Source organism: Amycolatopsis decaplanina DSM 44594, assembly GCF_000342005.1.
Classification (GTDB): domain Bacteria; phylum Actinomycetota; class Actinomycetes; order Mycobacteriales; family Pseudonocardiaceae; genus Amycolatopsis; species Amycolatopsis decaplanina.
Genome location: NZ_AOHO01000045.1, coordinates 129,845 through 152,832 on the forward strand (window position 1 = coordinate 129,845; position 22,988 = coordinate 152,832).

General features: G+C 69.1%; 18 protein-coding genes. 13 read left to right on the forward strand and 5 right to left on the reverse strand.

Features of this window, described 5'->3' with window-relative positions:
* Window positions 1-165 precede the first annotated feature (165 nt).
* Window positions 166-1,230 carry an NAD(P)H-dependent amine dehydrogenase family protein gene (locus H074_RS10315; RefSeq protein WP_007029967.1) on the reverse strand — a complete coding sequence of 355 codons (1,065 nt, stop codon included), beginning with the start codon at window positions 1,228-1,230 and terminating at the stop codon, window positions 166-168.
* A 12-nt stretch (window positions 1,231-1,242) separates the two neighbouring features.
* A complete protein-coding gene (locus tag H074_RS10320; protein WP_007029968.1) occupies window positions 1,243-2,028 on the reverse strand; it encodes an SDR family oxidoreductase in 786 nt (261 codons plus the stop codon).
* A 324-nt stretch (window positions 2,029-2,352) separates the two neighbouring features.
* Here H074_RS10320 and gltB point away from each other — a divergent pair, with 324 nt between their 5' ends.
* The 4 genes from gltB (at window position 2,353) to H074_RS10340 (ending at window position 11,196) form a co-directional block, all read left to right on the forward strand.
* Window positions 2,353-6,921, forward strand: a complete 4,569-nt coding sequence (gene gltB, locus H074_RS10325; RefSeq protein WP_007029969.1) for a glutamate synthase large subunit — start codon at window positions 2,353-2,355, stop codon at window positions 6,919-6,921.
* A complete protein-coding gene (locus H074_RS10330) occupies window positions 6,914-8,422 on the forward strand; it encodes a glutamate synthase subunit beta (RefSeq protein WP_007029970.1) in 1,509 nt (502 codons plus the stop codon). The genes gltB and H074_RS10330 overlap by 8 nt, the downstream gene beginning before the upstream one ends.
* Window positions 8,423-8,791: 369 nt before the next feature.
* A complete protein-coding gene (locus H074_RS10335) occupies window positions 8,792-9,724 on the forward strand; it encodes a trypsin-like serine peptidase (protein WP_007029971.1) in 933 nt (310 codons plus the stop codon).
* A gap of 80 nt (window positions 9,725-9,804) precedes the next feature.
* Entirely contained in the window at window positions 9,805-11,196 is a 1,392-nt protein-coding gene (locus tag H074_RS10340) for a class II 3-deoxy-7-phosphoheptulonate synthase (RefSeq protein ID WP_007029972.1), read from the forward strand.
* Window positions 11,197-11,565: 369 nt separating this feature from the next.
* On the opposite strand, the gene H074_RS10345 is transcribed toward H074_RS10340, so the two are convergent.
* Entirely contained in the window at window positions 11,566-12,885 is a 1,320-nt protein-coding gene (locus H074_RS10345) for a wax ester/triacylglycerol synthase family O-acyltransferase (RefSeq protein ID WP_007029973.1), read from the reverse strand.
* A 218-nt stretch (window positions 12,886-13,103) separates the two neighbouring features.
* Between H074_RS10345 and H074_RS10350 the strand changes: the two genes are divergently transcribed.
* The gene (locus H074_RS10350) at window positions 13,104-13,613 is read left to right on the forward strand and encodes a DinB family protein (RefSeq protein WP_007029974.1); all 510 of its coding nucleotides are present in this window, start codon (window positions 13,104-13,106) and stop codon (window positions 13,611-13,613) included.
* Here H074_RS10350 and H074_RS10355 read toward each other — a convergent pair.
* Complete coding sequence (locus H074_RS10355) at window positions 13,600-14,385, reverse strand: DUF1295 domain-containing protein (protein WP_007029975.1); 786 nt, start codon at window positions 14,383-14,385, stop codon at window positions 13,600-13,602. The two genes, H074_RS10350 and H074_RS10355, sit on opposite strands and share 14 nt — an antisense overlap.
* Window positions 14,385-15,656: an SAM-dependent methyltransferase gene (locus tag H074_RS10360; RefSeq protein ID WP_039922032.1), complete on the reverse strand. Its 1,272-nt coding sequence runs from the start codon at window positions 15,654-15,656 to the stop codon at window positions 14,385-14,387. Before H074_RS10360 ends, H074_RS10355 begins: the two co-directional genes overlap by 1 nt.
* A gap of 87 nt (window positions 15,657-15,743) precedes the next feature.
* Here H074_RS10360 and H074_RS10365 point away from each other — a divergent pair, with 87 nt between their 5' ends.
* From H074_RS10365 to H074_RS10400, 8 genes are all read left to right on the forward strand, one after another.
* A complete protein-coding gene (locus tag H074_RS10365) occupies window positions 15,744-17,021 on the forward strand; it encodes an NAD(P)/FAD-dependent oxidoreductase (protein WP_039922123.1) in 1,278 nt (425 codons plus the stop codon).
* Window positions 17,015-17,755, forward strand: coding sequence for a DUF1365 domain-containing protein (locus H074_RS10370; protein WP_007029978.1), 741 nt, complete (start codon window positions 17,015-17,017; stop codon window positions 17,753-17,755). Before H074_RS10365 ends, H074_RS10370 begins: the two co-directional genes overlap by 7 nt.
* A 19-nt stretch (window positions 17,756-17,774) precedes the next feature.
* Window positions 17,775-18,359 carry an ECF RNA polymerase sigma factor SigK gene (gene sigK, locus H074_RS10375; protein WP_007029979.1) on the forward strand — a complete coding sequence of 195 codons (585 nt, stop codon included), beginning with the start codon at window positions 17,775-17,777 and terminating at the stop codon, window positions 18,357-18,359.
* Window positions 18,356-19,126: an anti-sigma factor gene (locus H074_RS10380; RefSeq protein WP_007029980.1), complete on the forward strand. Its 771-nt coding sequence runs from the start codon at window positions 18,356-18,358 to the stop codon at window positions 19,124-19,126. Before sigK ends, H074_RS10380 begins: the two co-directional genes overlap by 4 nt.
* A gap of 250 nt (window positions 19,127-19,376) precedes the next feature.
* Window positions 19,377-20,699 (forward strand): cell division protein FtsZ, encoded by a 1,323-nt coding sequence (gene ftsZ, locus H074_RS10385; RefSeq protein ID WP_007029981.1) that lies wholly within the window; start codon window positions 19,377-19,379, stop codon window positions 20,697-20,699.
* A gap of 74 nt (window positions 20,700-20,773) precedes the next feature.
* On the forward strand, window positions 20,774-21,481 hold the full coding sequence (gene pgeF / locus H074_RS10390) for a peptidoglycan editing factor PgeF (protein WP_007029982.1): 708 nt from the start codon (window positions 20,774-20,776) through the stop codon (window positions 21,479-21,481).
* A gap of 34 nt (window positions 21,482-21,515) precedes the next feature.
* Window positions 21,516-22,247, forward strand: a complete 732-nt coding sequence (locus H074_RS10395) for a YggS family pyridoxal phosphate-dependent enzyme (RefSeq protein WP_007029983.1) — start codon at window positions 21,516-21,518, stop codon at window positions 22,245-22,247.
* Between the two features lie 82 nt (window positions 22,248-22,329).
* On the forward strand, window positions 22,330-22,929 hold the full coding sequence (locus H074_RS10400) for a cell division protein SepF (protein WP_007029984.1): 600 nt from the start codon (window positions 22,330-22,332) through the stop codon (window positions 22,927-22,929).
* The last annotated feature ends 59 nt before the right edge of the window (window positions 22,930-22,988 follow it).

Below are 22,988 nucleotides of genomic sequence, written 5' to 3' on the forward strand. Positions count from 1 at the left end.
GCACGGATCTCGCGTGATCAGAGACGGAACTCGCGTGATCAGGCACGGAACATCCGAGTGCGGCGTCCAGTCACGTGAGTTCCGGCTTCAGTCACGCGTGTCCGGTCTCCAGTCACGCGTGTTCGCCGCTGGAGCACGCTCGACCCGACCCCGGCGCCCGGCACTTCAGGGAGCGACCAGACCCCGCCCCGTCACCAAAGGCAGGTCCAGCGCCGTCAGCAGCCCCGGCGGAGCCGCCACCACCGCCGGGATCGCGTTCACCAGCCGCATCGCGGTCGCCTTCAGCCCGGCCGTGTTGTGGTCGCCGTCGGTCCCGACGAGGCGCAGATCCAGCTCGTAGTCGGGCTCCCCGGTCACCTTGACGCGGTAGCAGCCCTGCCCGGTCGGCTGCGGCCAGTCCGGGCCGAGGTCGCCCCGCAGGCGCGTGATGTGCTCCAGCACGCACACCGCCCGTCCGCCGCGCATGCCGCGCACCTCGAACCGCAGCGCCGCCGCCGTGCCCTCTTTGATCGTTCCCGAGGCGATCTCGAACGTCTCAGGCGCCGAAAGCCGTTCGTAAACCTCCTCGACGGCATCGAGTTCGACGGCCAGGCCGGCCGCGAGCTGCCGCACGACGCTGCCCCAGGCCAGCGACAGCACACCGGGCTGCAGCAACAGCGGCAGGTCGTCCATCTCCCGGCCGAAGCCCATGATGTCGAACAGGACCTTGCCGTTGTCGTACGTGGAGTAATCGAGGATCTCCAGGCAGCGCACCTCGTCGATCCGTTCGCACACGCCGGTGAGCACCAGCGGCAGCCAGTCGTTGGCGAAGCCGGGGTCGACACCGTTGACCCACAGCGAAGCGCCGCCTTCGCGAGCCGCCTCCCGGATCGGCTCGATCATCTCAGGCGGGACGACACCTTCGGGGTACTGGAGGAACACCGGGCTGCTGGACACCACGTTGATCCCCGCGCGCAGGAAGCGTTTCAGGTCCTCGACGGCTTCGGGCAGCCGGTCGTCGGCCATCGCCGTGTAGAGCACGCAATCCGGCTGCAACGCGATGAGCGCGTCCGCGTCGGTCGTCGCGGACACCCCGAGCGGTCGCCCCAGCCCGGCCAACTCCCCGGCGTCCACGCCCGACTTGGCCTCGCTCGAGACCCACACCCCGGCGAGTTCGAGGTCGGGGCGCGCGGTTATCCCGGCCAGCGCGTGGCGGCCGACGTTCCCGGTACTCCACTGGACCACGCGCACGGCGTTCGCCTCCTACAGATCGGGCAGGCCCAGTTCGAGATTCGGGGCCTGCAGTCCACCGTCGACTTCGATGATCTTGCCGGTGACGTACCGGCCCGCGCCCGACGCGAGGAACACGACGGTGGCCGCGATGTCCTCGGCCTCGCCGATCCGGCGCAGGGGAGTGGCGGCCTCCATGCGGCCGCGCAGCTCGTCGTTGCCCACCACCACTTCGAGCGCGGACGTCGCCACGGAGCCGACCGAGATCGCGTTCACCCGCACCTTCGGCGCGAGGTCGGCCGCCGCGAGCCGGGTGTAGTGCGCCAGCGCGGCCTTCGCAGTCCCGTAAGCGGCGAAACCCCGCCCGGTGACGCGGCCCATGACCGACGAGATGTTGACGACCGACCCGCCAGACTCCAGTAAGGACGGTGCCGCCGCGACGGTCAGCGCGTGCGCGGTGGAGACGTTGAAGCGAAAGGCTTCTTCGAGGAAGTCGGCGGTGGTTTCCAGCAGCGGCCGGGGATAGGTGCCGCCGACGTTGTTGACCACCAGGTCCAGCCGCCCGAACTCCGCCTTCGCGATCCGCGCCAGCTCGCCCGCGGCGGCCGGGTCGCTCAGATCGGCGGGGACCACGTGGGCGCGCCTGCCGGTGGCGGCGACCTGGGCCGCCACCTCGGTGAGCTGGGTTTCGGTGCGGGATGAGATCACCACGTCGGCGCCGGCCTCGGCGAGCGCCACGGCCGTCGCCGCGCCGATCCCGCGTCCGGCGCCGGTGACCACGGCGACCTTGTCGGTGAGCCGGAAACGGTCCAGGATCATGCACGGAACTGTAACACGTTCTACTTGTGGGCCCCAGGATGTGAAGCGGGCCCGGAGTGACTAGAGTCGCCTTGCCGTGTCTCGTGACGTCCCGGAACAGGACATATACTTAGCGGAACGAACTACCGCGACCCCATCAGGAACTAAGTCGTTCCGGGCATCCAGATCGTTACCCATCGGCGGGCTTTCGCGCCCTCCGAACTGATGCCGACGTGTTTCACAGGTGTTAAAGTCGCGCTAACGAACGGGCCATCGTCGTCCCGTGCGCATTCCCCCGGCCGGCCCGTCCGGTCGCTGAGCACAGACGACGAAGGAGGTCCCTTCATGATCTTCTCCGCCATTCCAGGCAAACAGGGTCTTTACGATCCCGAATCCGAACAGGACTCCTGCGGTGTGGCCATGGTGGCCGACGTCCGCGGGCGGCGCTCGCACGGCATCGTCACCGACGGCCTGGCCGCGCTGACGAACCTCGACCATCGCGGTGCCGCCGGCGCGGAGCCGACCAGCGGTGACGGCGCGGGCATCCTGCTGCAGCTCCCCGACGAGCTGCTGCGTGCGGAAGTGGACTTCACTCTGCCCGAGGCGGACGCCGACGGCCACCAGACCTACGCGACCGGTATCGGTTTCCTGCCCTCGGACGTCGAGGAGCGGAACACGGCCATCGCCCTGATCGAGCGGATCGCCGGCGAAGAGGGCCTGGACGTCCTCGGCTGGCGTGAGGTCCCGGTCGACGCCGATCGCGCCGACATCGGCCCGACGGCGCGTTCGGTGATGCCGCATTTCGCGATGCTGTTCGTCGCGGGCGCCGAGACCGACGGGCGATGTCCCGCCGGGCTCGAATTGGACCGCCTGGCCTTCTGCTTGCGCAAGCGCGTCGAGAACGAGAGCGTGATCGCGGGCTGCGGCACCTACTTCCCGTCGCTGTCCTCGCGGACCATCGTCTACAAGGGAATGCTGACCCCCGAGCAGCTCCCGCTCTTCTTCGCCGACCTGACCGACACCCGGCTCACCAGCGCCATCGCGCTCGTGCACTCCCGGTTCTCCACCAACACCTTCCCGTCGTGGCCGCTGGCGCATCCGTTCCGGTTCGTCGCGCACAACGGCGAGATCAACACCATCCGGGGCAACCGCAACCGCATGCGCGCCCGTGAGGCGCTGCTCGAATCGGACCTCATCCCCGGCGACCTGACCCGGCTGTACCCGATCTGCTCGGCCGATGCGTCGGACTCCGCTTCCTTCGACGAGGTGCTGGAGCTGCTGCACCTCGGCGGGCGGTCGCTGCCGCACGCGGTGCTGATGATGATCCCCGAAGCGTGGGAGAACCACGCCGGGATGGACGCACAGCGTCGTGCGTTCTACCGGTTCCATGCCAGCCTCATGGAGCCGTGGGACGGCCCGGCCTGTGTCACCTTCACCGACGGCACGCTCGTCGGCGCGGTGCTGGACCGCAATGGTCTGCGTCCCGCCCGCTGGTGGCGTACCGCGGACGACCGTGTCGTGCTGGCCAGTGAAGCGGGCGTCCTCGACGTCGCCCCCGCGGACGTCGTGGCGAAGGGCCGCCTCAAGCCCGGCCGCATGTTCCTGGTGGACACCGAAGCGGGCCGGATCGTCGACGACGAAGAGGTCAAGTCGGCGCTGGCCAAGGAACTCCCGTACGAGGGCTGGCTGCACGCCGGTCTCCTGCAGATCGCGGACCTTCCCGACCGCGACCACATCGTGCAGAGCCACGATTCCGTGCTGCGGCGCCAGCTTTCCTTCGGCTACACCGAAGAAGAGCTGAAGATCCTCCTCGCGCCGATGGCGGTCAAGGCGGCAGAGCCGATCGGCTCGATGGGTTCCGACACCCCGCCCGCGGTGCTGTCGCAGCGTTCCCGGCTGCTCTACGACTACTTCAAGCAGAACTTCGCGCAGGTCACCAACCCGCCGCTGGACGCGATCCGCGAAGAGCTCGTCACGTCGATGAGCCGGATCATGGGACCCGAGCGGAACCTGCTCGCCCCCGGCCCGGCCTCCTGCCGCCACGTGCAGCTGCCGTATCCGGTGATCGACAACGACGAACTCGCCAAGCTGATCCACATCAACGACGACGGAGACCTTCCCGGCTTCGCGTGCAGTGTCCTTTCCGGACTGTACGAAGTGGACGGTGGCGCCGAAGCGCTGGCGTCCGCGATCGAGCGGGTCCGGCGTGAGGCCTCCGAGGCGATCGCGGCGGGCGCGCGCACGCTCGTGCTGTCCGATCGCGACTCCGACCACCGCATGGCGCCGATCCCGTCGCTGCTGCTGGTGTCCGCGGTGCACCACCATCTGGTGCGCACCAAGGAGCGGCTCCGCGTCGCGCTGGTCGTCGAGACCGGCGACGCCCGCGAGGTCCACCACATCGCGCTGCTGCTCGGCTACGGCGCCGCGGCGGTGAACCCGTACCTAGCCTTCGAGACCATCGAGGACATGATCTCGACCGGTGCGGTCACCGGCATCGAGCCCGTCACGGCGGTCCGCAACTACGTCAAGGCGCTCGTGAAGGGCGTCCTGAAGATCATGTCGAAGATGGGCATCTCGACCGTCGGCGCGTACACCGCGGCGCAGGTCTTCGAGTCCTTCGGGTTGAGCCAGGACCTGCTCGACGAGTACTTCACCGGGACGTCGTCGAAACTCGGCGGAGTCGGGCTGAGCGTGCTCGCCGAGGAGGTCGCCACGCGCCACCGCCGTGCGTACCCGGACAACCCGACCGATCGCGTCCACCGTGGACTCGAGACCGGCGGCGAGTACGCGTACCGCCGTGAGGGCGAACTGCACCTGTTCACCCCCGAGACCGTCTTCCTGTTGCAGCACGCGACGAAGACCGGCCGGGAAGAGGTGTACAGGAAGTACTCCGACGAGGTGCACCGCCTGTACCGCCAGGGCGGCGCGCTCCGCGGGCTGTTCTCCTTCCGCGAGGGCACTCGCGAGCCCGTCCCGCTGGACGAGGTCGAGCCCGTCGAGGCGATCTTCAAACGCTTCAACACCGGCGCGATGTCCTACGGTTCGATTTCGGCCGAGGCGCACGAAACGCTCGCCATCGCGATGAACCGCATCGGCGGCCGGTCCAACACCGGTGAGGGCGGGGAAGACCCCGAGCGGCTCTACGACCCGGCACGGCGCAGCGCGATCAAGCAGGTCGCCAGCGGACGGTTCGGTGTCACGAGCGAGTACCTGGTCAACGCCGACGACATCCAGATCAAGATGGCGCAGGGCGCGAAGCCGGGCGAGGGCGGGCAGTTGCCGCCGAACAAGGTCTACCCGTGGATCGCGCGCACGCGGCACTCCACACCGGGTGTCGGGCTCATCTCGCCGCCGCCGCACCACGACATCTACTCGATCGAGGATCTCGCCCAGCTGATCCACGACCTCAAGAACGCCAACGAGAACGCCCGCATCCACGTGAAGCTGGTGTCCTCGCTCGGCGTCGGTACGGTCGCGGCCGGCGTGTCCAAGGCGCACGCGGACGTCGTGCTGATCTCCGGCCACGACGGCGGCACCGGCGCCTCCCCGATGAACTCGCTCAAGCACGCGGGCACACCGTGGGAGATCGGGCTCGCCGAGACACAGCAGACGTTGCTGCTCAACGGTTTGCGCGACCGGATCACCGTGCAGGTCGACGGCGCGATGAAGACCGGCAAGGACGTCGTCATCGCCGCGCTGCTCGGCGCGGAGGAGTACGGGTTCGCGACGGCGCCGCTCATCGTCGAGGGCTGCGTCATGATGCGCGTCTGCCACCTCGACACCTGCCCGGTCGGCGTCGCGACCCAGAGCCCGGACCTGCGCAAGCGGTACACCGGCCAGGCCGACCACGTCGTCAACTACTTCCGGTTCGTCGCCGAAGAGGTCCGGGAAACGTTGGCGGCACTCGGTTTCCGCACCCTCGACGAGGCCATCGGGCACGCCGAGGTGCTGAACACCGACGAGGCGATCGAGCACTGGAAGGCCTCCGGCCTCGACCTCGCGCCGATCTTCGAGATGCCGGCCGACACCCCGTACGGCGGGGCGAAGCGACGCACGCGGACACAGGACCACGGCCTGGAGCACGCGCTCGACCGGACGCTGATCCAGCTCGCCGAGGCGGCGCTGGAAGACGCGCACCCGGTTCGGCTGGAACTGCCGGTGCGGAACGTGAACCGGACCGTCGGCACGCTGCTCGGTTCCGAGATCACCCGCCGCTACGGCGGCGAGGGGTTGCCCGAGGACACGATCCACGTGCTGCTGACCGGTTCCGCCGGGCAGTCGCTCGGGGCGTTCCTGCCGCGCGGCATCACGCTCGACATGGTCGGCGACGCGAACGACTACGTCGGCAAGGGCCTCTCGGGCGGGCGGATCATCGTGCGCCCGCATCCGGACGCGAAGTTCGCCGCGGAAGGCCAGACCATCGCCGGGAACACGCTCGCCTATGGCGCCACCGGCGGCGAGATGTTCCTGCGCGGCCAGGTCGGTGAACGGTTCTGCGTGCGCAACTCCGGCGCGGTGGTCGTCGCCGAGGGCGTCGGCGATCACGCCTTCGAGTACATGACCGGCGGGCAGGCCGTGGTGCTGGGCCCGACCGGGCGCAACCTCGCGGCGGGTATGTCCGGCGGCGAGGCCTATGTGCTCGACCTCGATCCCGAGCTGGTCAACGAGGAGATGGTGAACCTCCAGACTCCGTCGGCCGAGGACCTGGCCTGGCTCAAGAAGACCGTGCAGAAGCACTACGACCTCACACGTTCGGCCGTGGCCGCGTCGCTGCTCGGCGACTGGCCGCGTCGCTCGGCGGCGTTCACCAAGGTGATGCCCCGCGACTACCAGCGTGTCCTTGACGCGGCGAAGGCGGCGCGTGCCGCGGGCCGCGACGTCGACGAAGCGATCATGGAGGCCGCTCGTGGCTGATCCGACGGGTTTCCTGAAGTACGACCGTGAAGAGCCGAAGAAGAAGTCCAAAGAGGAACGTCTCGCCACCTGGGGCGAGGTCTACGCCGACGTGGAACCCGGCGAGCGCGACGAACAGGTGCGCAAGCAGGCGTCGCGGTGCATGGACTGCGGCATCCCGTTCTGTCATTCCAGTGGTTCCGGCTGCCCGCTGGGCAACCTGATCCCGGAGTGGAACGACCTGGTGCGCCGCGGCGACTGGGCCGCGGCGAGCGACCGGCTCCACGCGACCAACAACTTCCCCGAGTTCACCGGGAAGCTGTGCCCCGCGCCGTGCGAGGCGGGCTGTGTCCTGTCGGTCTCGCCGCTGTCCGGCGGCCCGGTGGCGATCAAGCGGGTCGAGCAGACGATCGCCGACCAGTCCTGGGAAGCGGGCTACGTACAGCCGCAGGTCTCGGCGGTTTCGTCAGGGCAGCGGGTCGCGGTCGTCGGCTCCGGCCCCGCCGGGCTCGCCGCCGCGCAGCAGCTGACCCGCGCCGGCCACGAAGTCACCGTCTACGAGCGGGACGACCGGCTCGGCGGCCTGCTGCGGTACGGCATCCCCGAGTTCAAAATGGAGAAGAAGGTCCTCGACCGGCGGCTCGCGCAACTCCGCAAGGAGGGCACGAAGTTCGTCACCGGCTGCGAGGTCGGCGTCGACCTGACCGTCGAGGAACTGCGGGAAGGCTACGACGCGGTGGTCCTCGCCGTGGGCGCGCTGCGCGGCCGTGACGACAAGACCACGCCCGGACGTGAGCTGTCCGGGATCCACCTGGCGATGGAACATCTGGTCCCGGCCAACAAGTACGTCGAGGGCGACGGCCCGTCGCCGATCGACGCGGCGGGCAAGCACGTCGTCATCATCGGCGGCGGTGACACCGGGGCCGACTCCTACGGCACCGCGACCCGGCAGGGCGCGCTTTCGGTGACACAGCTGGACCAGTACCCGACGCCACCGTCCACAAGGGACGACGAGCGGTCGCCGTGGCCCACCTGGCCGTACATCCTGCGCACCTACCCGGCGCACGAGGAGGCGGGCGAGCGCAAGTTCGCCGTCGCGGTCACCCGGTTCATCGGTGACGACGAGGGCGACGTGCGCGCCGTCGAACTCCGTCAGGTCCGCGTGGTCAAGGACCCCGAGACCGGCCAGCGCATGGTGACCCCGGTCAACGACGAGGTCGAGGAACTGCCCGCCGACCTCGTGCTGCTCGCGATCGGGTTCGAGGGCGTCGAGCACATGCCGTTGCTGGACGGGCTCGGGCTCTCGCTGACCAAGCGCGGCACGCTCTCGTGCGGCTCTGACTGGCAGACCTCTTCGCCCGGCGTGTTCGTCTGCGGTGACGCGCACCGCGGTGCCTCGCTGGTCGTGTGGGCGATCGCCGAGGGACGCTCGGTGGCGAGCGCGGTGGACGCCTACCTCACCGGTGCTTCGGATCTGCCCGCTCCGGTGCACCCGACGGCGCTGCCGCTCGCGGTCGTCTAGGTCCGGACAGCGTTGGGTCTCGTGAGTGGTTAGGACGGTTCTAACCGTCCTAACCACTCACGAGACCCAAGCCGGGCACATCACTCCCTGCGCGTTCTGACCGGTCGAGCGCCGTGAGCCGCCTGTGCGGATCCCCGACCGCGGACCGTCGACCATCCTGCTGGTGCAGATCTCCGCGACCAGGCGACGCCACGGCCTGCTCTCACCGCGCGTAAGGCAAGCGGGATCACTCGACGGCTGGGCCGAACGGACCATACACCGCCACGGATGCGGCCGAACGGTCGCTTGTACGCCTGGTAGCAGGACAAATACTTTCGAAATGTAGTGCGAGTAATACGGCAATTCACCGGTGGCGAAAGGTGGTACGCCATGAAGAGGACGGCTTCCCGGACGGGGATCCTGGCGGCGCTCGTGGGGTTGGCGGTGACGGCGCTGACGGCGGTCGCGAATCCGGCTCACGCCGGCCCCGTCCACCATGAGGCGGCGGTCGACGCGCAGGCGGTGGCGGCCTACTGGACGCCCGAGCGGATGCGGTCGGCGGTGCCGATCGAACAGCTGGTCCAGGCGCCCGCCTTCACCCCGAAGGATGTCGCGAAGGGTGAGAGCACGATCATCCAGAGCGTCACCAACGGCGGGGGCGTGTGGACGGGGGCGGGCAAGGTCGGGCAGACCGCCGGCCGGGTGTTCTTCACCATGGGCGGGCGGAACGCTTCGTGCTCCGGTGACGCGGTCACCAGCGCGAACGGCAGCGTCGTGATCACCGCCGGGCACTGCGTGAAGTACCAGGGTGCCTGGCACACCAACTGGACCTTCGCGCCCGGCTACAACAACGGCAACACGCCTTATGGCACCTGGGCCGCGAAGAGCACGCTGACCACTCCGCAGTGGGAAGCGAGCGAGGACATGAACTACGACATCGGCGCGGCCGTGGTCAACCCGCTCAACGGGCAGAAGCTGACCGACGTCGTCGGCGCGCAGGGGATCGCGTTCAACCAGGCGCGCAACCAGTCGATGTACACGTTCGGGTATCCGGCGGCGGCACCGTATGACGGCACGAAGCTGATCTACTGCAGCGGGAGCACCTTCACCGACTTCCTGCTCACCCAGGACCACGGGATGAACTGCGACATGACCGGCGGTTCGAGCGGTGGCCCCTGGTTCCTCGGCTTCAGCGAGGCGACCGGCGCGGGCGTCCAGGCCTCGGTGAACAGCTTCGGCTACAACTTCCTGCCCGGCTACATGTTCGGTCCGTACTTCGGCACGGACGCGCAGAACCTCTACAACAAGGCGCAGGCCGCCTGATCTCCTCCGCCGCCCGTCCACGATTTGGGACTTTCGTCCCGGTGGGCGGGCGGCTTTCGGCGCGGCATATCCTGGTGCGTGTGAACTGGACAGTGGACGTTCCCGTCGACACGCTCCCCGAACTGCCACCCCTGCCTCCCGAGCTGCGTGACAGGCTCGACGACGCGCTTTCCCGGCCCGCCGCGCAGCAGCCCGAGTGGCCGGACGCCGAGCTGACGAAACGCGTCCGCGGCGTGCTGGAGAGCGTGCCGCCGATCACCGTCCCCGCCGAGATCGACCGGCTTTCCGATCGGCTCGCCATGGTCGCCCGCGGCGAGGCGTTCCTGCTGCAGGGCGGTGACTGCGCGGAGACGTTCGAGTCGAACACCGAGCCGCACATCCGCGCCAACCTGCGCACCCTGTTGCAGATGGCCGTCGTCCTCACCTACGGCGCGAGCCTGCCGGTGGTGAAGGTCGGCCGGATCGCGGGCCAGTACGCGAAGCCGCGTTCGGCGTCCACCGACGCGCTCGGCCTGCCGGTGTACCGCGGCGACATCATCAACTCGCTCGTCGCCAAGCCCGAGCTTCGCGTGCCCGACCCGGGCCGGATGATCCGCGCCTACGCCAACGCGGGCGCCGCGATGAACCTCGTCCGCGCGCTCACCGGCGCCGGCATGGCGGACCTGCACCAGGTGCACGACTGGAACAAGGACTTCGTGAAGTCCTCGCCCGCCAGCGAGCGCTACGAGGCGCTGGCCTCGGAGATCGACCGCGGCCTGCGGTTCATGTCGGCCTGCGGCGTCACCGACACCTCGCTCCAGTCCACCGAGATCTTCGCCAGCCACGAGGCCCTGCTGCTCGACTACGAGCGCTCCATGCTGCGGATGGACCGCGCGGACGCGGCGAACCCCAAGCTGTACAACCTGTCCTCGCACTTCCTGTGGGTGGGCGAGCGGACCAGGCAGCTCGACGGCGCGCACATCGCCTTCGCCGAACTGCTGGCCAACCCGATCGGCCTCAAGATCGGTCCGACGACCACGCCCGAGCAGGCCGTCGAGTACGTCCGGCGGCTCGACCCGCGCAACGAGCCCGGCCGTCTGACGCTGATCGCCCGGATGGGCAACGCCAAGGTCCGCGAGGTGCTGCCCGCGATCGTCGAGAAGGTCGAGGCGTCCGGGCACAAGGTCATCTGGCAGTGCGACCCGATGCACGGCAACACGCACGAGTCGTCGACGGGCTACAAGACCCGGCACTTCGACCGCATCGTGGACGAGGTGCAGGGGTTCTTCGAGGTGCACCGCAAGCTCGGCACCTACCCCGGCGGCATCCACGTCGAACTGACCGGCGAGGACGTCACCGAATGCCTCGGCGGCGCGCAGGAGATCTCGGACCTGGATCTTTCAGGCCGGTACGAGACCGCGTGCGACCCGCGCCTGAACACGCAGCAGTCACTGGAGCTGGCGTTCCTGGTCGCGGAGATGCTGCGCGGCTGATCGTCCTCGTGAGTGGTAAGGACGGTTCTGGTGAACCGGTATTCGCTTACCTGCTGGTCCTGACCTCGTCTTGGTGCAGCGGTGGGGCTGGTGCGGGTGGGCGGGGTGTCGGCCGCCGGGTTTGGGTGGCACAGCCTTGATCAACGGAGGGTTGGGGACGTTGAGTGTCCCGGATCTTCCGTTGATCGTGGTCCGGGACGGGGTCACCTCGTGTCTATGAAGGAATCGGGACGTTGAGTGTCCTGATTCCTTCATAGACGGTCTCGATACCCGCTGGGGCCTGCACGTACTGGCCGACCTGAGCGGCGGAACGTGGTGGCCTCGTGAGTGGTAAGGACGGTTCTAACCGTCCTTACCACTCACGAGGCTCTAAGCGGTGTCGAGCAACCGGGCCGCGGACTTGAGCACGCCGTCCCGCAGCGAACCCACGTCCGAGACCGCCGCCCCGTTCGCCTGCAGTCCGATGTGGACCGAGTCGCGGTAGGTCGCCACCGCGATCCCGACCGCCTGCCGCGGCGCCAGCGGCACGAACGGGTACACACCGGCGACTTTCGTCCCGTCCAGGGTGAGCCGGCTGGGTGGCACCGGCACCGTCGTCACCACGAGGTCGAACAGCAGCGGCGCGGCCAGCCCGGCGGCCTTGCTGCCGAGCCGGTGCAGCACCGGCGGCATCCGGTCGGCGAGCAGCGGGAACGCGCCCGCGCCCCGGGCCGGGCCCGCGGCCTTGTTCCGGCTCATCTCGCGCTGGACGGCCGAGAGCCGCGCATGCGGATCATCGAGGCCGACCGGCAGATCGCAGAGATAGCCGGACAGCTTGTTCCCGCCGAGTTGCTCGGCGGACCGCCCGCGCACGCTGACCGGGATGAGCGCCCGCAGTGTCCGGTCGTCGGCGCGCTGGCCGCGGTTGATCATCCATTCGCGCAGCGCGCCGCTGAGGATCGCCAGCACGACGTCGTTGGCGGTCCCGCCGTGCGCCCGGCGGATCCGCCGGATCTCGGCGGTGTCCAGCCGGACGAGGCCGAGGCGTCGTTCGGTCGAGGGCGGCGCGCTGATCGGGGAGAGTGGCGAACGCGCCGCGCGGACGACCGACGAGGCGATCCCGGCCGATTCCCCGGCCTGGGCCAGCGTGGAGCCGAGGGCGTACTTGACAGCGTCCACAGGGGACCGAGGCGGGGGCGGCACGGCGCCGCCGTGCGCACGCCGGGCGGGGCGAGGGAACTCGTCGAGCAGGCCCGCGGCGACGGCGTACGCGCCGGCGCCGTCGGTGAGCGCGTGGTGCAGTTTCAGCAGCAACGCGAACTCGCCGTCCGGCAGGCCGGTGACGAGATGCAAGTCCCACAAGGGTTTTCCGGTGTCGAGTGGCCGTCCCATCCAGCGCGACGCGTAGGCGGAGAGCGGGTCCGGTTCGTACAGCGAGCTCAGGTGGTGATGTGAAATATGTTCACTGGCAACGAAATCCGGGTCCTCGGCCCAGATGGCGGCGCCGGGCGGGAACAGCGCGGTGCGAGGGCGCTGACGCAACTTGGGGAGCCGTGCCGCCCGCTCGGCGAGCAGCGTGGTCAGCTTGCGCGCGTGCACCTGCCCGTGCGGACGGAAGGTGACCACCGCGCCCATGTGCATGGGCGTCGTTTCGCTTTCCAGGCAAAGGAAAGCGACATCGAGTGCGCTCAGCTGCAGGCCTGACATCATCCGCCTTTCGTTGACGCTCCGGCTAGGGCACAACTGCACCAGCCTGACATGACGGGCGGGTGGTCGTCATGTTTCCTCGGCGCTAACTACCGCCGGTTTCACTCGAACGATGGGATCGCGTTCGGACATGGACCACGGCTCTGCGACAGATGGTCGACAGTGCGCGCGGGGATAACTCGTTAGCGGATCATCGGAGGAAACCGGCAGACTGCACCACCATGACCGACGAACCGAAGCGCCCCGAACCGCCGCTCACCGGCGACGAGCGCACCCAGCTGAACGGCTTCCTCGACTTCCTCCGCGCCACCGTCGTGTGGAAGTGCTCCGGCCTCACCGACGAGCAGGCCCGGCGGCCGCTCGTCCCCAGCGAACTGACCACCGTCGCCGGTCTGCTCGGGCACCTGACCCTCGTCGAGCAGTACTGGTTCAACGTGGTGCTCAACGGACAGGAGGACGTCTGGAAGGAGGCGCTGGAGGTCGATCCGGACGCCGAGTTCCGGGTCGCCATGAAAACCCCGATCGAGCAGCTGATCGCCGCCTACGAGGCCGAGTGCGAGCGGAGCCGCAAGATCGTCGCCGGCATGGGCCTGGACGACGAGGTCCCCTTCCGCGGCGACCGCAAGGTCAACGTCCGGTTCGTGATCGCGCACATGATCGAGGAGACCGGCAGGCACGCCGGCCACCTCGACCTGTTGCGCGAGCTGACCGACGGTCTCACCGGGGAGTGAGGCGGCGAGGGGGCAGCGGGAAGAACCCGCTGGTCCGCTCGACGTACGTCGCGTATCCCGGCCGGGAACGCTGCAAACCCTTCTCCAGCAAAGGTTTTCCGGTTCCCTTCGCCAGCGTGTACGTCATCGCGATCGGCGACAGCACGGTCGCCGCCCCCACCCAGCTCGAACACGCCAGCAGGTACAGGCCCCACCACACGCACGCGTCCCCGAAGTAGTTCGGATGCCGGGTGTAGCGCCACAGCCCGCTGTCGAGCACCTTCCCCTTGTTGCCCGGGTCGGCCTTGAAACGGCGCAGCTGCTCGTCGCCGACCGTCTCGAACCCGAAGCCGACCAGCCACACCGCGACACCGAGCCACGCCGTCACGCCGAAGGAGTCGCCGTACATCGCGAACTGGACCGGCAGCGAGACGAACCAGAGCACCACGGCCTGGAGCAGGTACACACGGACGAAGAGCTTGAGTGCCGGATTCTCCCCGGCGCTCTCCGCCATCCGCACGTAGCGCGGGTCCTCGGGCAGCTTGTGGTTGCGCAGGTGGAGGTGGACGCCGAGGCGCACACCCCAGACCGCGGTCAGCAGCGCGGTGACCACGCGCAGCGCCACCGACCCGTCCCCGAGCGGGGCCGCGACCAGCGCGACGAGTGCGAAGCCCGGCCCCCACAGCGTGTCGACGGTGTCGTAGCGCTTGCGCCACCGCGCGATCCCGAAGGTGACGACGAAGGCCACGAGGGTCGCGCCCGCCGTGACCGCGAGTGTCCAGCCAAGGGGCATCAGGACCACTCCCGGGTGGCGGGCAGCGCGCTCAAGCCCTCGTCCGACGAACGGACCGCGAGGATCTGGTCCACACCCATCCGGTTCTCCTCGAACGCGAGCGCCCCGCCGACCAGGTAAAGTCGCCAGACCCGCGCGCCGGGTTCACCGATGAGCGCCACGACGTCGTCCCAGTTGTCCTCGAGCGTTTTCTCCCATGCCCGGACCGTACGCACGTAGTGCTCGCGCAGCGCGTGGACGTCTCGGATCTCGAACCCGGCGGTCTCCAGATGCCCGAGCGTGCGGCTCAGCGGCCGCATCGTCATGTCGGGTGCGATGTAGCGCTCGATGAACGCGCCGCCACCGGGGGCCACCGCGCCGCGGGACATCTGCTGCAGGACCAGCCGTCCGGTGGGCTTGAGCATCCGGTACAGCGTCCGCGTGTACTCGGGGTAGTTCTCCTCGCCGACGTGTTCGCCCATCTCGATGGAGGCGACCGCGTCGAACGGCTCGTCGGTCAGCTCGCGATAGTCCTGGCGGCGGACCTCGACGCGATCCTCCAGGTCGTGCTGGGCGAGACGGCCGCGGATGTGCTGCAGCTGTTCCGCCGAGAGCGTGATGCCGACGGCCTGGACGCCGTGGTGCTTCGCCGCGTGCACCAGGAGCGAACCCCAGCCGCAGCCGACGTCGAGCAGCCGCATCCCGGGCCGGAGACCGAGCTTGCGGCAGATCAGTTCGAGTTTGTCCCACTGGGCCTGTTCGAGGTCGTAGCCGTCTTCTTCGGACGTCCAGTACGCCGACGAGTAGGCCATCGATTCGTCCATCAACAGCTGGTAGAACGCGTTGCTGAGGTCGTAGTGATGCGCGATCGCCGACTTGTCGCGAAGCAGGGTGTGCAGTTTCCCGGACAGCCGGGCCTCCTCGGCGGGCGGTTCGGGCGGCGGCCCGACGATGCCCAGGCGCACCGCGATCCGCAGCGTCTCGGCCCATTCGCGCGGGCCGAGCTTCGCCCGGCGCAGGGCGCCCGACCGGGTCAGCGCCCAGATCCGGCGGAATCCGTCGGCGAGGTCGCCTTCGACATCGAGGTCACCGGATACATAGGCCCTGGCCAGGCCCAATTCGCCGGGTGCGTAAAGGAGACGGCGCAGGGCACGCCGGTTGTGGAGGACCACGGTCGGGGCATCCGGCGGACCGGCGCGGACGCCATCCCAGGTACGGAGACCGACCGGGAGGGAGCCACCGAGGAGCCGCTCTACGAACGGGACTAGGCGAGACGCTGGACTGTTCGGCATAGCCGTCATTCGCTCCCGGGCCGGAAAGGGATGGGTCGGATGCCGCACCGGTTCACGCGATCCAATCCTCGCTCGATCCGGCTCCGAATGCCTCACGTGCACACCAAGGGTCAACGCATCGGAGTCATCGGCAGCGGTGTGGCCGGCCTCACGGCCGCCTACCTGCTGCAACGCCGCCACGAAGTACTGCTGTTCGAAGCCGACGACAGGCTGGGCGGCCACGCGCACACGCACGACGTCCCGAGCGCGCACGGCGGCACCGTCGGCGTCGACTCCGGGTTCATCGTGCACAACGAACGCACCTACCCGAACCTGCTCCGCCTGTTCGCCGAACTGGGCGTCGCCACCCGCGACACCGAGATGTCGATGAGCATCCGCTGCGACGGCTGCGGTCTCCAGTACGCCGGCGCCAAGGGCCTGAAGGGCCTGTTCGCCCAGCCGCGCAACGTCACCCGCGGGCGCTACCTGCGGATGCTCGCCGACATCAAGCGCTTCCATCGGCACGCGAAGCGCGTCCTCGACGCGCCCGAGGCCGGAGACGTCACCCTCGGCGCGTTCCTCGCGATCGGCGGGTACACGAAGTACTTCGTCGACCACTTCATGCTCCCGGTCGTCTCGACGGTCTGGTCCGCCGACCGGACCGACACGCTCAGGTACCCCGCGCGCTACCTGTTCGAGTTCCTGCGCAACCACGGGATGCTGTCGGTCGGCGGGTCCCCGAAGTGGCGCACCGTCGTCGGCGGCTCCCGCGAGTACGTCGAACGCGCCGCCAAGCAGCTGACGGCCGTGCACCTGTCGACGCCGGTCCGCTCGGTCGAGCGCACCGCGCGAGGGGTCGAGATCCGCGACGACGCCGACACCCGGCACAGGCTCGACAAGGTCGTCCTGGCCACGCACGCGGACCAGGCCCTGAAGCTGCTCGCGTCGCCGACCCAGGCCGAGCGCGACGTCCTCGGCTCGTTCCGGTACTCCAGCAACGAGGCGTGGCTGCACACCGACACCGGTGTCCTCCCGACGGCGGAATCGGCGCGGGCGGGCTGGAACTACGCCACCCCGTTCTGCGGCGCGCACCAGGGCGCGGTCCAGGTGTCCTACGACATGAACCGCCTGATGCGGCTCGACGAGCCGACCGGTTACGTCGTCACGCTGAACCCTGGCGCCGCGCCCGACGACGCTTCCGTGCTGGCCAAGATGACCTACGAACACCCCGTCTACACGCCGGAATCCGTCGCCGCCCAGCGCCGTCTGCCCGAGCTCGACGACGACGTGGTCGCTTTCGCGGGCGCGTACCACGGTTGGGGGTTCCACGAGGACGGCTGCGCGTCCGGGGTCCGCGCGGCCGAGAACTTCGGAGTGCGATGGTGACCGTCATGGCCGTGCTCTACGACGCCACGGTGGCGCATGTCCGGCGCAACGATCCGCCGATCTCGTTCGCCCACCGCGTCTATCTGTGGTTCATCGATCTCGACAGGCCGCCGAAACCGCCGTGGTGGCTGCGCCCCTTCGCCCGCTTCGACCCGCGAGACCACTTCGCGCCCGACGACACCTCCAGCATCCGGTCCAAATTGGATCGCTGGCTCGCGGCTCGCGGCGTCGACCTCCGGGGTGGCCGGGTGCTGATGCTGGCCGGCGCGCGGATGCTGGGCCACAACTTCAACCCGATCACGCTCTACTGGTGCCACCGGCCCGACGGCGCGCTCGAATGCGTCGTCGCCGAGGTCCACAACACCTACGGCGGCAGGCACGCGTACCTCCTGCGGCCCGACGCGGACGGGAACGCCTTCGCAGACAAGGAGTTCTACGTCTCGCCGTTCCAAACGATGGACGGCGGGTACCGGATGGAAGTGCCGAGGCCGGAGTCGCTGCTCTCGGTCAAGATCGCCCTCCGCCAGGACGGGAAGACACCGCTGACCGCGTCGCTGCGCGGCGTGCGACGGCCGGCCACCGCCAAGTGGCTGGCGCATATGCTGCTCACCCGTCCGCTCATGCCACACCGGGTCTCCGCGCTGATCCGGCGGCATGGGGTCAGACTGTGGTTGAAGAAGGCGCCGATGACCACGCGGACGCCGCAGACGGCCGGAGGCAGACTTGATCGATGAAACGGCACGTCCGCGCCACATGGCGCCGGTTCCCGAAGGTGACGGCGAACCGGCCGGTCCGACGGCCGAGGACCTGCTCGTCCGGGTCGCGAAGGGTGACGAGCGCGCCTTCGACGCCTTGTACGACCGGCTCGCCGGTCCGATCTTCGGCCTCGTGCGGCGGATCCTCCGTGACGCCGCGCAATCCGAAGAAGTCACTCAGGAGGTCATGGTGGAGTTGTGGCGCACGGCCTCGCGCTACTCCCCGGAGCGGGGGAGCGCGCTGAACTGGGCCATGACGCTCGCGCACCGCCGTGCCGTCGACCGTGTCCGCTCGGCGCGGGCCAGTTCGGACCGTGAGGTCAAGGCGACCTTCGAGGCCGCCCGTGCCCGCCCCTTCGACGAGGTGGCCGAGGCCGTCGCGGCCCGCTGGGAGCGTTCGCAGGTGCGCCGCTGCCTGACCACTCTCACCGAGCTGCAACGGGAATCCGTACTGCTCGCCTATTACCAGGGCTATACCTATCGCGAGGTCTCAGAGGTGCTGCAGACCCCGCACGGAACGATCAAGACACGGCTCCGGGACGGCCTGATCAGGCTCCGGGACTGTTTGGGGGTGACGTCATGACCATGCCCGAAATGCACACGCTCACCGGGGCCTACGCCGTCGACGCGCTGTCCGAAGTGGAGCGTGCCCAGTTCCAGCGGCACCTCGCCGAGTGCGCTTCGTGCGCTCAAGAGGTCCTCGAACTGCAGATGACCGCGACCCGCCTCGGTGCGGCTCTGGCCGAAGACCCGCCGCCCGAGCTCAAGCACCGCGTGCTCGCCGAGGCGATGGCGACCAGGCAGCAGCCGCCGAAGACGCGCTTCGGCACCGGGGAGCGCGTCAAGGATCGACGCCGTGCCCCGCGCTGGGCGATCGCCGCGGTCGCGGCGGCGGTCGTCGGACTGGCGGGCACCGCCGTGTTCGGCGGAATCGCCTACGACAACCACTCGCAGCTGACCGCCGCGCGGGAGCGCGCGGCGGTGTACGCGGACCGGTACGCCCCGGTCGCCGACGTCCTTGCGGCCGCCGACCTCCGGACCGGGCACGCCGAGACCTCCGCCGGGGGCGGCGGGACCGTGATGATGTCGCGAGCGAAGGACCGGCTCGTCTTCATGGCGGCGCAGCTGCCGAAGAACGAGCCGGGCCGGACGTACCAGGCTTGGCTGATGTACCCGGGGACCGCACCCAAGCCCGCCGGGCTCATTTCCGGTGGTCAGGACGGTGCGCTGCTGGTCGCCGACGGACTCGGCGGTGCCGAGAAGTTCGCGCTCAGCGTCGAACAGGCCGGCGGATCACCGACCGGATCGCCTTCGAAGGATGTCGTCATGGTCATGTCCATGCCCACCTGATCTCCGCCCTTACCAGGCCGCCGTTCGCCGCCGCGACCGGGTCTCGCTCTTGCGCCCGCGAACATGTTGTGGCAAAACACCTTTGCGACACACGGCGTGGCTACTGGATTCGAGCCTGCCTGGTGCATACCGTCCTGCTTCAACGTCGGCAGTTGACATAACTCTCAATCTGAACTTCAGCTCGAGGGTTCGGCACAGGCTCAGCGACCGGCGGGCAGCACGAGCACACACGATCAGGAAGGCGGCTCCGATGACGCCCCCGCACAACTACCTTGCGGTGATCAAGGTCGTCGGTATCGGCGGCGGCGGAGTTAACGCCGTGAACCGCATGATCGAGGTCGGCCTCAAAGGTGTCGAGTTCATCGCGGTGAACACCGACGCTCAGGCACTGCTCATGTCCGACGCCGACGTCAAGCTCGACATCGGCCGGGAACTGACCCGCGGCCTCGGTGCCGGCGCCGCCCCCGAGGTGGGGCAGAAGGCCGCCGAGGACCACCGCGAAGAGATCGAAGAGGTCATCAAGGGCGCCGACATGGTGTTCGTGACCGCGGGTGAGGGCGGCGGCACCGGCACCGGTGGCGCGCCCGTCGTCGCCCAGATCGCCCGCAAACTCGGCGCGCTGACCATCGGCGTCGTCACCCGCCCGTTCACCTTCGAGGGCAAGCGCCGCAGCAAGCAGGCCGAAGAGGGCATCCAGCAGCTGCGCAACGAATGCGACACCCTCATCGTCATCCCGAACGACCGGCTGCTGCAGCTGGGCGACATCGGCGTCTCGCTGATGGACGCCTTCCGCTCGGCCGACGAGGTGCTGCTTTCGGGTGTCCAGGGCATCACCGACCTGATCACCACGCCGGGTCTGATCAACCTGGACTTCGCCGACGTCAAGAGCGTCATGTCCGGCGCGGGCTCCGCGCTGATGGGCATCGGCTCGGCGCGCGGTGAGGGCCGGGCGATCCAGGCGGCGGAGAAGGCGATCAACTCGCCGCTGCTGGAAGCGTCGATGGACGGGGCGCACGGCGCGCTGCTGTCGATCGCGGGCGGATCGGATCTCGGGTTGTTCGAGATCAACGAAGCCGCGTCGCTGGTGCAGGAGTCCGCGCACCCCGACGCCAACATCATCTTCGGGACGATCATCGACGACTCGCTCGGCGACGAGGTCCGGGTCACGGTGATCGCGGCCGGTTTCGACGCCGGCACCCCGACCCACAAGAAGCTCGACCCGCCGGCGTTCGGCTCTCGGTCGAACTCGACCGCGTCCGCCCAGGCGGGCCAGGTCAACGGCGGCGGGGCGACTCCGGTGCAGAGCCCGCCTTCGGGCGCCACGCCGGTACCGTCGACCGGTTCGAACGGCTACCCGGTCGCGCCGCCGCGCACGCACACGCCGATGCCGTCCACCCGTAACGAGGGCAACGGCTCGATGACCGGCGGGCTCCCGCAGCCCGGCGGCGGTTCGCGCGGCTACTCGCCGATCGGGTCGAACACGAACCACGGCAGCCTGCCCGGCCGCGCCACGCCGGTGCACGACGACCCGTCGGACGACGAGGTCGACGTGCCCCCGTTCATGCGGCGGTAGCTCGCCAGTACGTTCCGTGAAGGCCTCCTTGACTACAGTCGAGGGGGCCTTCACTCAGGTCTAGGAGGAAACGCGTGCGGGTACGGCGGGTTGTCACGACAAGGGCGGGCGGGGCTTCCCGTGCCCCTTACGACACCTTCAACCTCGGTGATCACGTCGGTGACGACGCGGGCGACGTCTACGCCAACCGCAAACGCCTCGCCGCCGAACTCGGCCTCGCCGAGGACAGGCTGGCGTGGATGGAGCAGGTCCACGGTCGCACCGCCACCGTCGTCGACGGTTCCGAGACCTCCGCCGCCGAAGCGACCGACGCGCTCGTGACGGCCGAGCCCGGCCTCGCGCTCGTCGTGCTCGTCGCCGACTGCGTTCCTCTTCTACTGGCCGACGTCGAAGCCGGTGTCGCCGCCGCCGTCCACGCGGGCCGCGTCGGCGCCAGGGTCGGTGTCGTCCCCGCCGCGATCGAGGCGATGCGTTCGCTCGGCGCCGAACCGGGCCGGACCGAAGCGCTGCTCGGTCCCGCGATCTGCGGCGACTGCTACGAAGTCCCCGCCGACATGGCCGCCGACGTCGAGAAGCACGTGCCGGGCAGCGCCTGCAAAACCCGCAAGGGTACGCCGGGGCTCGACCTGCGCGCCGGTCTCTGGCGGCAACTGGCCGACCTCGGCGTCGGCAAGATCGGCGTCGATCCGCGCTGTACCAACGAAGACAAGACCCTGTTCAGCTTCCGCCGCGACGGCACCACCGGCCGGATCGCCGGAATCACGTGGCTGGACGCGTCGTGAGCACCGCCGACGTACTTTCTCCCGCGGAGGCGGCATGAACACGGCCCGCAAGGGGGAACTGGCCGCCTCCCTCGCCGAAGTGGAAGAACGGATCGTCGCCGCGTGCGAGGCGGCGGGCCGGGCCCGCGACGAGGTCAAGTTGCTCGCGGTCACCAAGACCTTCCCGGCGCTCGACGCCGCGCTGCTCGCCGACCTCGGCGCACTCGACCTCGCCGAGAACCGCGATCAGGAAGCGGCCGCGAAGGCCGAAGAGGTCGCCGCTCTGCGTCCGGACGCCCGCATCCGCTGGCATATGGTCGGCAGTTTGCAGCGGAACAAGGCCAAATCGGTCGTGCGCTGGGCGGACGAAGTCCAGTCCGTCGACTCCGAGCGTCTCGCCGACGCACTCGCGAAGGCGACCAAGTCGGCGCTCGATTCCGGGCAACGTGATCACCCGTTGGACGTCCTCATTCAAGTAAGTCTCGATGACGATCCGAAGCGCGGGGGCATTCGGTTGAGCGAAGTGGGCCATTTGGCGGCGCGGATAGCCTATGTGGGTGATATTCGCCTCCGAGGGCTTATGGCGGTGGCTCCGCTGGGTACTGACCCCGCAGAGGCGTTCGAGAAGCTCGCTCGTGCGTCGGAGCGTCTACGGGAAGATCACCCAAATGCCCGTGAGATCTCCGCCGGAATGAGCAATGATCTCGAGCAGGCGATCGCGCACGGCTCGACCTGTGTGCGTGTCGGAACCGCGTTGCTCGGTGGACGCGGTTTAGCCTCGCCCTAGGGAATACCGTCTCGTCGTTACGGGGAGTGGCGGCGAGGGCGGGGGAGCACGGTGCGGGACGCGGCTAAGGCTAGGGAGAGGCATGAGCGCGCTGCAGAAGCTGAAGGCCTACTTCGGGATGGTGCCCGCGGACGAAGACGGCTATGACGTCGAGGACGACTACCGGCGAGGCTACGCCGAAGACGAATATGACTACGACGACGAGCCGCAGGCCCGGTCACGGGGTGGACGTTACCGGGATGTCGACGACACTTATGACGAGCCGGCGCCCCGGCCTCGGTCACGCTCCGTGGCCAGTCCGGAGCCTGCCGTCCACGGAGCGCTGGCGATCGACCGCCAGCCGGAGCCGGTCGCGCGGCTGCGGCCGGTCACCGAGCCGGTCCGCCCTGCGGTGCGTGACCCGTTGAGCCGGATCACGACGCTGCACCCGACGAGTTACGCGGAGGCGCGCGCGATCGGGGAGCACTACCGGGAAGGCATCCCGGTGATCATGAACCTCACGGAGATGGAGAACGCGGACGCGAAGCGTCTCGTCGACTTCGCCGCGGGACTCGCCTTCGCGTTGCGCGGGTCGATGGACAAGGTCACCAACAAGGTGTTCCTTCTCTCACCGCCCGATGTGGATGTCACCGCGGAGGACCGTCGGCGGATTGCCGAAGGCGGATTATTCCTGCGCGGCTGATCACCCGGTGACCGCTGAGCGCAGCCGGATGTGATTTTGTCGACTCATCGGCATCTCTG